Here is an 11,440-nt window from a genome sequence, read left to right on the forward strand (position 1 = left end):
TTATTTAACTAAGTTTGTTATTTTTTCTTCAACTTCTTTTAAAGCTTGTTCTGCTTTTTTCTCACCACTTAAAATAACATCTCTAACATCGATTAATAATTGTTCTGCTTGAAGTGCATTAGTTCCTGAAAAACTAGCCCATTTCCCCATATTTTTGAGTTGTTCATTAGCTACTCTCATAAGTTGATTTTCATTTAAAAATTTTGCGATTTCACTATTTTCATTTTGGATGGCAGAAGGTAAATATCCAGTTCCTTTAGTCCACTTTTCAGAAGCTTCTTCTTCTAATAAATATTTCATAAATCTCCAAGAAGCTTTTTGTTCGTCAGAACTATCTGTCATAATCATTAACATATTTCCACCAGCAGGTAATTTTCTTTCTTTTCCATTAAATACAGGGAATTTTTCACCGATTATTTTAAATTTAGCTGTTGATTCAAAATTATCCCTTTTTCCAATTGTAGTTATAACCATTCCAAGTCTACCATTTAAAAATGTTTGGAATCCTTCATCATTAGAAGCATGTAAAGCTATATTATCTTGAACCATATCAGCTAAGTATTGATATGCTTCAGAGGATTCTTTGGAAGCAAATGTTGGAATAGTTTTTCCATCCTTTTCTATCAAAATTTTACCTCCATTTCCCTCAATTAAAGCTTGTTGAGCCCAATTATCAGCATATTCTTGAACAAATAATCCCATATTTCCTGTTTTTTCTTTTATTATTTCTGAATATTTACGAACAGTTTCCCAGTCTTTAGGAGTATTTGCTATATTTATTCCAGCTTCATTCATAAGATCTGAATTAATATACATGATTGGATTGCTTATTGAGTATGGAATTCCAACTTGCTTTCCATTAACTTGCCCAAGTTCTAATATATTTGATAAAAAATTATTACTTAAATAATTTTTATCTTCAGGAAAATATTTTTCTATAATTTCTTGAGCTGTTACGTAATCAAAATTATCATTTGCATAGTTTAAATATGAATATCCCATTTGAACAATGGCAGGTTTCTTTCTCGCAGCTACGGCTACCTGTAAATTTTGTGTTAATCCTTTATACATATCAGGGTTAAATTTTTCTATAACTTTTATATCAGAATTTTTTTCATTAAAATTTTTAACGAGCTCTTTTATTGTTCCACCGCCAAAACTTTCAGATGCAACATGCCAATATTCAATTTCGATAGGCTTATTTGATATTGTAGTTTTTTCTTCTTTTTCACATCCTACTAAAAATAGACTTCCTAAAATAATTCCTTTTAAAATATTTTTCTTCAAAATTATCCCTCCACTTTTAAATTTGTCTCTGTTTTGATATCAAAATAGCTACATTTTGCTGTATCGATTTCTAAATAAATCTTTTGATTTTTTTTTATATCTTGGTCATTTTTAATAGAAGCTTTTATATTTTCATTTCCAATAGAAACTGAGATACATTTTTGGTTTCCATAGTTTTCAATTCTTGTTACTTCTCCTTGAATTCTATTAAAAGCATCTTCAGTGTAAACTAAAATATGTTCAGGTCTAATGCCAACATATATTAAGTTTCTGTTACTTAAATTAGGGATTACATTTTCATTACTGAATATACACCTATCATTTATATAAAGTTTTTTATTAGCAACTTTGCCTATTAAGATATTCATAGGTGGAGTTCCAATAAATTTTGCTACAAATATATTTGCTGGGTTATTGTAAACTTCTTCAGGGGTGTCTATTTGCTGTAAATCTCCTTTATTTAAAATTGCTATCCTATGACCAATTGTCATAGCTTCAATTTGGTCATGAGTAACATAAATAAATGTAGGTCTATTTATTTCGTGTAGCTTTATAAGCTCTTCTCTAGATGAGTTTCTAAGTTGAACATCTAAATTTGATAAAGGTTCATCTAGTAAGAAAAAATCAGAATTTTTTACAGCAGCACGACCAAGAGCTACTCTTTGTCTTTGTCCTCCAGATAATTCTTTAGGATACCTTTTTTCTAATCCTTGAAGATTTAATATTTTTATGACCTCAGTTGTTCTTGTATTGATTTCAGTTTTGTCTACTCCATTCATTTTTAATCCGAATATTATATTATCCCATACTGTAAGATGAGGATATAGGGCATAGTTTTGAAATACCATTGCAATATCTCTATCACCCGCTTCTATATCATTGATTCTTTTATCCCCAAATAATATATCTCCTGATGTAATCTCTTCTAAGCCAGCGATCATTCTTAAAGTTGTACTTTTACCACATCCAGATGGACCCAATAAGACTAATCTTTCTCCAGCTTTTATTGTTAAGTTTAAATTGTTTACAATTTTTGTATCTCCATAACTTTTTGATACATTTTTAAATTTAATTTCGTTCATATTTACCTATCCTTTTACTCCTGATTTTACAAAACTCGTCATTATTTTTTTTTGGAAGAATGCGTACATAATAATTGGAAAAATAATTGTTAATGTTGCAATCGCCATTGTTACACCCCAATCGTTTCCACCTTCAGAACTTATAAACATCTGAAGAGCTAAAGATAGCGTGTAGTTTTTCTTTTCACTTAAAATTAATAAAGGCCAAAAATACTCATTCCATGAGTTTATAAAAAATAGTATTCCCATAGATATAATAGAATTTTTAATCATTGGTAAAATAATATAATATAAGACTTTAGTTTCTTTAATTTTATCTAATTTAGTTACTTCAAGAATAGATTTAGGGATTCCTTTCATATTTTGTATAATCATAAATATTCCCATTCCATCAGCTAATTGAGGAAGGATAACTCCTAAGCTTGAATTTAAAAGCCCAATCTTAGAAATCATAAGATAATTAGGTATCATAGTTACTGTAAAAGGAACAAATAGAGTTCCTAAAATTAGAAAAATTAAGATTTTTTTACCTTTAAAATTTTTAAAAGTTAAAATATACCCAGCTAAAATACTCGTGATAATTTTACCGAAAGTTATAGCAGCAGATATAAAAAATGTATTCCATATATATCTTAAAATATCTACGTTTTCAAATATATAAGTATAATTTCTAAATGTTATAACTCTGGGAATTATACTTAAAGGATCTGCAAAAATTTGACTCATGCTTTTAAAAGAGATTGATAACATATATATAAGAGGAAAAATTTGAATTCCTATAATTAGTAAAAACAAGACATGCCACTTACTTTCTTTAATTTTCATAGTAAACTCCTTTTTCTAAAACTTTAATCTTTATAGAAATTAATATAAAGAAGAAAAGCATTGTTATAACAGAAAGTGCTGAAGCTCTTCCTGTTTGAAAAAATGTAAATGCATACTGATAAATACTATATACAAGGTTTGTACTACCATTATTTGGTCCACCTTGAGTTAAAACATTTATAGGAACAAATACCTGCTGTAATCCATATACGATTGTCATAACGATAACATATAGTGCAGTTGATGATGTCATTGGGATAACAATATATAGAAATATTTGTAAGTTTGAAACTTTATCAAGTTTAGCACTTTCTATAAGTTCAGTAGGAACTTCGAGTATTCCAGCTAATAGAAGAATTAAATTATAACCAAAAATTTTCCAAGTAGTTATAAGAGTTATTAAAACCATTACGAGACCATTAGTTTTTAACCAAAATTGAGGTTTTAAATTTAAGAGCTCATAAATTTTTGATATAGGTCCAATCATAGGATTAAATACCCATATAAAAATTAGAGAAGCTACAACTAATGAAATTATACTGGGGAAAAAGAACATAGTTCTATAAAAACCTTTAAATTTACTCACTAAAAATGCTAAAACATAAGCAATAATATATGGAAGTATAAAGTTAAATACAATTAATAAACCTATGTATATAAGAGTATTTATTAAAGATTTATGGACACTATTTTCTGTTAATATATCTGTATAATTTTCAAGTCCAATAAATTTTTTATTTTTACTAATCATATTCCATTGAAAAAAACTTAAATAGAAAGTTTTACAAATGGGATAAAAAATAAAAATGGTAAAAATGGTTAAAGCGGGCATTAAAAATGCTGTTGCTAAAAGTGTTTCTTTTTTTTTCATTATGTCTCCTTAAATTATTTCTTTCTCAAACTCAAAATATAATATCAGATAGATGTTAAATGAAAATCAATTTAAGGTAAAAGTATGTTTAAATTTGTAAAAAAAGTGTAAATGAAAAAATTGATATAGTTTGTGAGTTTATATTACAAGAATATCAGTATAATTGTGAAAGTTTATGTTGATTTATATGATATTCGTGTAATTTTTAAGTTGATTTATGTTAAAAATTAACAAAATAAAGATAAAATATGATAGAATATAAAGAAAAATTTATTTTTTTAAAAAAATCTAATATTACTAAATTTATTTGTCAGGGAGGAATGAAGTGAAAAAAATAATTTTACTTTTAACACTAGGGGTTACATTAATGGGAGTAGCTAAAGTTATATGGGAAGAAAATCAAATAGAAAGAGTTTATATATTAGATAAGTAGAGATGGTATAAAGAAAAATTTAAAATAATATTATAATAAATAGAAGGTAGATTAATTCAATATAATCTACCTTATTTATTTTTTAGTAAGAACATCTAGATATTCAAAATTTAAAAATCCTAAAATAGTTAGACAATATCCAAGCTATTTCTTAATATTTAAAATTTTTATATAAAAATAAAAAAAGATAGCCTTCAAAAGTAGAAAGTTATCTTTTTAATATTAAAAACTTATTTAGTTAAGAAATGAGTAACAATACTATTTTTTTCTAGAATTCCTTCATTTCCTTTAAAATGAACTACTATAGGACCATTATTTAACTTAATTCCGTCAGCTGATACAGCTCTAGTTAAATTATATGTTTTTTTATTTGAGTCTGTAAAGGTAGCAGTTTCCCAATTGTCATTTGTAATAAGAGTTCCAATAGTTTTATTACTATTAGATATTAAAACAAGTTTTTGATTTTCATTAATTTTAGGAGCTATAAGTGATTGATTTAGTGGAGCTGATACCTTTGAGTTTGATTTTGAGGTTAAAGGTTTGCACCCAGCTAAAAATATAAAAGTTGTAGTTAATAATAAAATTTTGAAATTCATAAATACCTCCTAATTTTTATAAATTTAAACTATGTACTATTTCTCAAGTATAGCATATTTTTATATTAAATTTATATAATTAATCTTAAATTTTTATTAGACATAGTATCAAATTCTTTTAAAATTTCAATTTGAAATTTTAAAAATTCTTCTCTTTTCTCATTGATATTTTGAATTTTAGATATAATTTCAAATTTCTTCATGTAATATTCAATTCTCTTATTAAAAAAATTATTTTCTAAAAACCATTCTAGTAAATCTATTTTTCTTTGTTCGTCATTGTATTGTTCCATTGCATTCCCCTTGATTGAAAAATTTAAACAAAACTTAACTATACTTTTTTTGTATGTTTTAAAGTTTATGTATATAAACATTATATAGAAATTATGTTTAATTTTCTATTTGAAATTTTAAAAAAAATTTTTTATTAAAAATTTCAAATTATTTAAAGAAAATAAAATTAATTAATAAATAAAATTATACATAACTTTTACATAAAATTCATAATGAATTAACATACATAGTATAAAGTATTATTCGAGGAGGGATTATGAAAAAAGAACAAAAATTAACGGGTATTTTATTTTCAATACCATCATTAGTAATACTAATAACATTTTATATTTTTCCATTAATGAAAACTATTTTATATTCTTTATCATTCACTGATGCAAAAGGACAAATAGTAGAATTTGCTGGAATTGAAAATTTTTATGAACTAATTACAGATTCAACATTTCACGAGAGTATTTTAGTAACTTTAAAATTTTCATTTATAACAGTTTTATTTAGCATGATAATATCTTTATTTTTAGCAATAATATGTAATGAAAAATTAAAGGGAATAAAGCTATTTCGGATTATTTTTTCATCAAGTATGGGTGTATCAGTATCTGCAAGTTCAAGTATAGTTTTATTTTTATTTCATCCAAGCGTAGGATTAATAAATGATATTTTAAATTTATTTGGAATTTTACCAATAAATTGGTTTACAAGTTCAACTTATGCAATTTGGGCAATTTCTTTTGCCACAATTTGGATGAATATAGGATTTGGTTTTTTAGTTTTAACTGCAGGATTACAAAATATAAGTCAAGAAATAGATGAAAGTTGTGAAGTAGATGGAGTAGACTATTTTACAAAACTTTTTAAAATAACAATTCCACTATTAAGTCCAAGTTTATTTTATTTATTAATAACGACAACATTAAAAGCTTTTCAAAGTTTTGGTCAAGTAGATATGTTAACTGGTGGTGGACCTGCAAATTCAACTAACTTTATAGTTTATAGCATATATAAAACAGCGTTTAGTAATTATAGATTTGACTATGCTAGTGCTCAGGGATTATTTTTACTTTTATTAATTACAGTTATAATGGTGATTAAATTTAAATTGGAAAGGAAGGTGCACTATCAATAATATGAAAAAAAGAATTATCTATACATTACTTATTATTTCAGGAGTTATAGTATTTTTTCCAATAATTTATTCTCTGATAGCAAGCTTTATGACGACTAAAGATATTATGAGTGGAAAACTTTTACCATCTAAGATAGATTTTATAAATTATAGAGAATTGCTTCAAAATATTCCAATACTTCAGTTTTTCTTAAATAGCTTAATAACATCAATAGTTGCAATGATTTTTCAAGTTATTATATGTAGCTTAACAGCATATGCTTTAGTTTTTGTTGAATTTAACGAGAAAAAATTAGTTTTTTTACTAGTAATGGGCTCGATATTTATACCTTGGGAAGCGATATTTATTCCAAATTATTTTATAATTTTAAAAATGAAATTATTAAATACAAAAATAGGAATTATATTACCTTTTTTAGCAAATGGATTAGGAATATTTTTAATGGTTCAACAATTTAAAACATTAAATAAATCTTTAATAGAAGCTGCTAAAATTGATGGATGTAGCCATGGATTTATATATTTAAAAATAGTTTTACCTCTATCCAAAGGAATTTTAAGTACTTGGGGAATTTATTCATTTTTAAATATTTGGAATATGTATTTATGGCCATTAATGATATCTACAAGGCCAGACTCACGAACCATTCAAATTGGATTAAAAATGATAAAATCAGAAGAAGGAACAAATTTTGGAGTTTTGATGGCAGCTGTTGTCATAGTAATAATACCATCTTTAGTGGTTTTATTTTTGGGTCAAAGTCAACTTCAAAAAGGTATGACATCTGGAGGAGTAAAAGAATAATTTAAAATAAATTAAAAAATAACTAGGAGGAGAAATGAAATTAAAGAACTTAGTAGTATTTGGATTAACATTTTCAACGGTTATATTTGCAAAAGAGAAGGTTGTATTTTGGCATTCAATGAGTGGACAGCTTCAAAATAGTTTGAATAAAATAGTTACAGACTATAACAATTCACAAAATAATATTGAAATAGAAGCAATTTATCAAGGATCTTACGAAGAAACAATAGCTAAATTTAAAGCTATTTCAGGAACAAAAGAAGCACCTGCCTTAATTCAAATGAATGATATTTCAACAGCTTTTATGTATAAAAGCGGAGCTATAACTCCAATTGAGAAGTTTATAAAAGAAGATAATTTTAATGTAAATAATTTAGAGGATGCTTTACTGAACTACTATAGAATTGGTGGTGAATTATATTCAATGCCGTTTAACTCGTCAACAGCGATATTAATTTATAATAAAGATGCTTTCAAAGAGGTGGGATTAGATCCAAATAGTCCACCTAGAAGTTATTCTGAATATGCTGAATATTCTAAAAAGTTAACAAAGAAAAATAGTAATGGTTCAATTGAAAGATATGGTTCAGCTATGATTATGTATGGATGGTTTATAGAGCAATTTTTAGCTAATGATAATAAATTATATGTAAATAAAGAAAATGGAAGAATGGGTGAAACTCCAACAGAAGTTACCTATAAAAAAGATTTACCTCAAATTTTAGAATGGTTAAGAGGTATGTATAAAGAGGATTCTGCAACATCTTATGGAAGAGAATGGGATTCTACTAGAACAGCTTTTGCATCAGGTAAAGTTGCAATGTATCTAGATTCTTCTGCTGGAATAAAAGGGATTATCAATAATTCAAATTTTGAAGTAGGAACAGGATTTATTCCAAATGCAAGTGGAGAATTTAATGGAAGTGTTGTTGGAGGAGCATCTCTTTGGATAACAAATTCCTCAGATAATGATATTCAAAAAGCTGCATGGGATTTTGTAAAGTATGCAACATCTAAAGATGTCCAGACATATTGGTCAATTAATACAGGATACTATCCTGTTAATAAAGGGTCTTATGAAACTTCAGAGATGAAAGAAAATATGGAAAAATATCCACAATTTAAAACAGCAGTTGCTGAAATTAAAGAAACTAAACCATCTTTTGCTACTCAAGGAGCTATTTTAGGTGTGTTTCCAGAGGTAAGAGAGAAAATGGTTGAAGCAATGGAAATTAATTATGAAGGAAAAACTTCTATTGATAAAATAGTTGAAAAAGTTGTAATTGATTCGGATAAAATAATTCAAAGATACAATAGAATAAATAAATAAAAAAATCTCTATTTTATATAGAGATTTTTTTATCAAATAGATATAGGGGGTAATCCTAATTAATATTTAATAAAATCAACTATTTTTGTTTAAGACATATTATAGCCATATTTTTGATGTATTATAAGTTATATCAATAAGAGCTAACCAATAAAATAATATACAGGAGTTGATTTTATGAAAAAAAATATTAATAATACTGATTTTCTAGCTGCTATAGGGGGAATAAAAGTTAATGGTACAATTTTTTTGTCAAGACAAGTACCTTTAAGTCTAGAAAATATGGAAATAGTATCAAAAGATATTAGCGAACAAATAGAACAGATTTTTAAAAATACTCAAAATTTATTAGAGAGTATGGAATATTCATTAAAAGATATAGTAAAAGTTTCAATTTATATGAAAAATATGAATGATTTTATAAAAGTAAAAAAAGTTTATAGGAAATATTTAGAAAATATTAATCCTGCGAGAACATTATTAGAAGTTTCTCATTTACCAAAAAATTCTAAAATTATGATGGATTTAGTTGCAGCAAAATAAAAAAGAAAAGGAGACTAAAAATGAAAAAATTGTATAACTTACTTGGAATTGTGGTATTAGCAAATATAGGAATAATTTTTCTAAAGAGTATATAAAAAGCTAGATTAATCTAGCTTTTTATAATTCATCTAAAAATGATTTGTTATTAAAGATAAAATCACGTACTATAATAGATGTTTTAGGATGTTTTAGCATCTTTTGAAATATTTGTATATTGAGTTTAATGTTATTTAAAGTATTTAGATTTAAATTATTATTAAATTTAATTCCATAATATTTTGATATTTCAAAAAGCTTTGGCCATCTATTTCTACCATGAGAATTTTTTATTCCTACAGTGCTAACATTTGTCAGCATAGTACAGAATTGAATTTTAGCTCCTAAATTTAATAAATGGTTATAAAGTTTAGTGTTGTATGAAACAAAATGTGATGTATCTTTAGAAAAATTTTTAAATTCTTGTAAATTATTAGTATTTTTAAGTTCTTCTAAATAGATTATCTCTCCTGTTTTTAAATTAAACCCAATCTTAATAGCACTGATATAAAGAATATCTGAGGTTATATCTATATTATTACTCAAAGAAAAAAATATTATTTTTTTATAGTTTTTAGAAAGTTCTAATTCTTCTTGTTTTGTAGAAGATAAAGTTTTACTAGTCACTTTTTTTGATGTTGATATAGTTTTTTGATTATTTTGACTTTTAATATTTGATTTAAATTTTGAATTTTTTATATGAAAGAAAACTACTACTATGATAATAATTATAAAAATAATATACAGCATTTATAATCTTAAACTCTAGTTAGCTTTAATTTTAATAAGCTATCAGTAGAATTTTCAAAATTTATAGATTTTAATTTAAAATCTAATGCTTCTAATTTTGGTAGTAGTTCTTTTGTTATTTTTTCACATAATTCACTTTCTGATAAATACTCTCTTTTATTTAAGTCGTTCAAATAAATCCCTCCCGAAAAAATTATATATGTATATTTTATACTAATTTGTAGAAAAAATGAAGTTAAAATTTAAAAAAATTATATTTGCAAATTACGAAAGAAAAATAGGTAACAAGTTTCAAATAGTTAAAAAATAAAAAAATGATACAATTAATTTATCAGAATAATAATATATAAGGGTGGTTTTAAAAATGAATAATTTATCAAAAAATATTTACCTCACATTATTAGTAATTGGAATAATTTTTAGTTTAATTGGAGTGTTTGGTGTCTTTAATCCTTTAATGTTTTCTATTTATTTAATTGAAATTTTAGCTATATTTTTCTTTATGAATGGAGTTAAGAATTTAGTAAAAGGAATTCAGTTAATCAAAAATCCAAATGTTCATTGGAGTTTATTTATACTTTTAAGTATTTTAGAAATTATAGCAGCACTATCGCTTTTAATAACTCCATTTTCAAGTCAAATTTTTATAATAATTTACATTGGATTCATTATGCTATTAAAAGGAATATTTGTTGTATTTAATAGTTTGTTTCATAAAAATATTTTTCCGGGATTATCTAGTGTAACTTTTAGTAATGGATTGATAGATATCTTATTTGGAATTTTATTAATAGTAGTTCCATTTATATCACAACAGTTCATTTTTTTATGTGTAGCTTGGTATATTTTATTTAGCGGCATAAATTTAGTTATGATGAGTTTTTCAATAAAAAGAAATATTTTATAATAAATAAAAAAATTAAAAGTAGAATTTCTTATATATAGAGATTCTATTTTTTTTTAAATAGAATTAAAACAAAAATAAAGAAATTGATCAATAACCTTGTATAAATACTCAACAGAAGTCACCATAGTGCACGCTTAACAGTTTCTAACATTTGCCTTGGCAAATTGCTAGAAACTGCGTGTTTGAAGAGGTGTTTTGACCTTTCAGGTGTCTTCGACTTTTTTAGGAGGTGAAATCATGGCAAATTATCATTTGAATATATCTTATGGTAGAGTTGGAAAAGGTGGGCCACATATTGACTATATTTTAGGACAAAATAAATACGCTAATAAAGAAACTGAGATTAAATACACTAATCACAATTTGCCTAATTGGTGCAAATCTCCTAAAGAATTTTGGGTAGCTGCTGATGACAATGAAAGAATTAATGGCACAGTGTATAAAGAGGTTAGAATATCTCTTCCTAATGAACTATCTCATGAGAAGAATATTGAACTTTTAAATGATTTTATAGATACTATTTTAGAGGGAAAATATCACTATTCTGTATCTATT

At 24.9% G+C, this 11,440-nt stretch carries 14 protein-coding genes; 6 read left to right on the forward strand and 8 right to left on the reverse strand.

Features of this window, described 5'->3' with window-relative positions; all coding sequences use genetic code 11:
- From HMPREF0202_RS14370 to HMPREF0202_RS14395, 6 genes are all read right to left on the reverse strand, one after another.
- On the reverse strand, nucleotides 1-1,287 hold the full coding sequence (locus HMPREF0202_RS14370; protein WP_023051445.1) for an ABC transporter substrate-binding protein: 1,287 nt from the start codon (nucleotides 1,285-1,287) through the stop codon (nucleotides 1-3).
- 2 nt (nucleotides 1,288-1,289) lie between these two features.
- Complete coding sequence (locus HMPREF0202_RS14375) at nucleotides 1,290-2,369, reverse strand: ABC transporter ATP-binding protein (RefSeq protein ID WP_023051446.1); 1,080 nt, start codon at nucleotides 2,367-2,369, stop codon at nucleotides 1,290-1,292.
- Between the two features lie 6 nt (nucleotides 2,370-2,375).
- Complete coding sequence (locus HMPREF0202_RS14380; RefSeq protein ID WP_023051447.1) at nucleotides 2,376-3,194, reverse strand: carbohydrate ABC transporter permease; 819 nt, start codon at nucleotides 3,192-3,194, stop codon at nucleotides 2,376-2,378.
- Nucleotides 3,184-4,065, reverse strand: a complete 882-nt coding sequence (locus HMPREF0202_RS14385) for a carbohydrate ABC transporter permease (protein ID WP_023051448.1) — start codon at nucleotides 4,063-4,065, stop codon at nucleotides 3,184-3,186. Before HMPREF0202_RS14385 ends, HMPREF0202_RS14380 begins: the two co-directional genes overlap by 11 nt.
- Nucleotides 4,066-4,728: 663 nt before the next feature.
- Nucleotides 4,729-5,094, reverse strand: a complete 366-nt coding sequence (locus HMPREF0202_RS14390) for a hypothetical protein (RefSeq protein WP_023051449.1) — start codon at nucleotides 5,092-5,094, stop codon at nucleotides 4,729-4,731.
- Between the two features lie 71 nt (nucleotides 5,095-5,165).
- Entirely contained in the window at nucleotides 5,166-5,387 is a 222-nt protein-coding gene (locus tag HMPREF0202_RS14395; RefSeq protein WP_040407736.1) for a hypothetical protein, read from the reverse strand.
- Between the two features lie 257 nt (nucleotides 5,388-5,644).
- Between HMPREF0202_RS14395 and HMPREF0202_RS14400 the strand changes: the two genes are divergently transcribed.
- The 4 genes from HMPREF0202_RS14400 (at nucleotide 5,645) to HMPREF0202_RS14415 (ending at nucleotide 9,192) form a co-directional block, all read left to right on the forward strand.
- Nucleotides 5,645-6,514 carry a carbohydrate ABC transporter permease gene (locus tag HMPREF0202_RS14400; protein ID WP_023051451.1) on the forward strand — a complete coding sequence of 290 codons (870 nt, stop codon included), beginning with the start codon at nucleotides 5,645-5,647 and terminating at the stop codon, nucleotides 6,512-6,514.
- A 1-nt stretch (nucleotide 6,515) separates the two neighbouring features.
- Entirely contained in the window at nucleotides 6,516-7,319 is an 804-nt protein-coding gene (locus HMPREF0202_RS14405) for a carbohydrate ABC transporter permease (protein ID WP_023051452.1), read from the forward strand.
- Between the two features lie 34 nt (nucleotides 7,320-7,353).
- Entirely contained in the window at nucleotides 7,354-8,649 is a 1,296-nt protein-coding gene (locus HMPREF0202_RS14410; RefSeq protein ID WP_023051453.1) for an ABC transporter substrate-binding protein, read from the forward strand.
- Nucleotides 8,650-8,826: 177 nt separating this feature from the next.
- Nucleotides 8,827-9,192 carry a Rid family hydrolase gene (locus tag HMPREF0202_RS14415; protein ID WP_023051454.1) on the forward strand — a complete coding sequence of 122 codons (366 nt, stop codon included), beginning with the start codon at nucleotides 8,827-8,829 and terminating at the stop codon, nucleotides 9,190-9,192.
- A gap of 117 nt (nucleotides 9,193-9,309) precedes the next feature.
- Here the strand turns inward: HMPREF0202_RS14415 and HMPREF0202_RS14420 are convergent, their stop codons facing one another.
- Together HMPREF0202_RS14420 and HMPREF0202_RS15175 are read right to left on the reverse strand one after the other, a co-directional pair.
- The gene (locus tag HMPREF0202_RS14420) at nucleotides 9,310-9,978 is read right to left on the reverse strand and encodes a hypothetical protein (RefSeq protein WP_023051455.1); all 669 of its coding nucleotides are present in this window, start codon (nucleotides 9,976-9,978) and stop codon (nucleotides 9,310-9,312) included.
- A gap of 8 nt (nucleotides 9,979-9,986) precedes the next feature.
- Nucleotides 9,987-10,151 carry a hypothetical protein gene (locus tag HMPREF0202_RS15175; RefSeq protein WP_023051456.1) on the reverse strand — a complete coding sequence of 55 codons (165 nt, stop codon included), beginning with the start codon at nucleotides 10,149-10,151 and terminating at the stop codon, nucleotides 9,987-9,989.
- 191 nt (nucleotides 10,152-10,342) lie between these two features.
- Here HMPREF0202_RS15175 and HMPREF0202_RS14425 point away from each other — a divergent pair, with 191 nt between their 5' ends.
- Nucleotides 10,343-10,885 (forward strand): HdeD family acid-resistance protein, encoded by a 543-nt coding sequence (locus tag HMPREF0202_RS14425; RefSeq protein WP_023051457.1) that lies wholly within the window; start codon nucleotides 10,343-10,345, stop codon nucleotides 10,883-10,885.
- A gap of 237 nt (nucleotides 10,886-11,122) precedes the next feature.
- A partial coding sequence (locus HMPREF0202_RS14430) for a MobA/MobL family protein (protein ID WP_023051458.1) occupies nucleotides 11,123-11,440 on the forward strand: 318 nt, incomplete at its 3' end.

Source organism: Cetobacterium somerae ATCC BAA-474, assembly GCF_000479045.1.
GTDB classification, from domain to species: Bacteria; Fusobacteriota; Fusobacteriia; order Fusobacteriales; family Fusobacteriaceae; genus Cetobacterium_A; species Cetobacterium_A somerae.

What these genes read in the sequence shown, in the direction of transcription:
- HMPREF0202_RS14395 (WP_040407736.1), bottom strand. Translation starts at nt 5,387, where the DNA reads ATGGAACAATACAATGACGAACAAAGAAAAATAGATTTACTAGAATGG.
- HMPREF0202_RS14390 (WP_023051449.1), bottom strand. Translation starts at nt 5,094, where the DNA reads ATGAATTTCAAAATTTTATTATTAACTACAACTTTTATATTTTTAGCT.
- HMPREF0202_RS14410 (WP_023051453.1), top strand. Translation starts at nt 7,354, where the DNA reads ATGAAATTAAAGAACTTAGTAGTATTTGGATTAACATTTTCAACGGTT.
- HMPREF0202_RS14405 (WP_023051452.1), top strand. Translation starts at nt 6,516, where the DNA reads ATGAAAAAAAGAATTATCTATACATTACTTATTATTTCAGGAGTTATA.
- HMPREF0202_RS14385 (WP_023051448.1), bottom strand. Translation starts at nt 4,065, where the DNA reads ATGAAAAAAAAAGAAACACTTTTAGCAACAGCATTTTTAATGCCCGCT.
- HMPREF0202_RS14415 (WP_023051454.1), top strand. Translation starts at nt 8,827, where the DNA reads ATGAAAAAAAATATTAATAATACTGATTTTCTAGCTGCTATAGGGGGA.
- HMPREF0202_RS14425 (WP_023051457.1), top strand. Translation starts at nt 10,343, where the DNA reads ATGAATAATTTATCAAAAAATATTTACCTCACATTATTAGTAATTGGA.
- HMPREF0202_RS14380 (WP_023051447.1), bottom strand. Translation starts at nt 3,194, where the DNA reads ATGAAAATTAAAGAAAGTAAGTGGCATGTCTTGTTTTTACTAATTATA.
- HMPREF0202_RS14420 (WP_023051455.1), bottom strand. Translation starts at nt 9,978, where the DNA reads ATGCTGTATATTATTTTTATAATTATTATCATAGTAGTAGTTTTCTTT.
- HMPREF0202_RS14400 (WP_023051451.1), top strand. Translation starts at nt 5,645, where the DNA reads ATGAAAAAAGAACAAAAATTAACGGGTATTTTATTTTCAATACCATCA.
- HMPREF0202_RS14375 (WP_023051446.1), bottom strand. Translation starts at nt 2,369, where the DNA reads ATGAACGAAATTAAATTTAAAAATGTATCAAAAAGTTATGGAGATACA.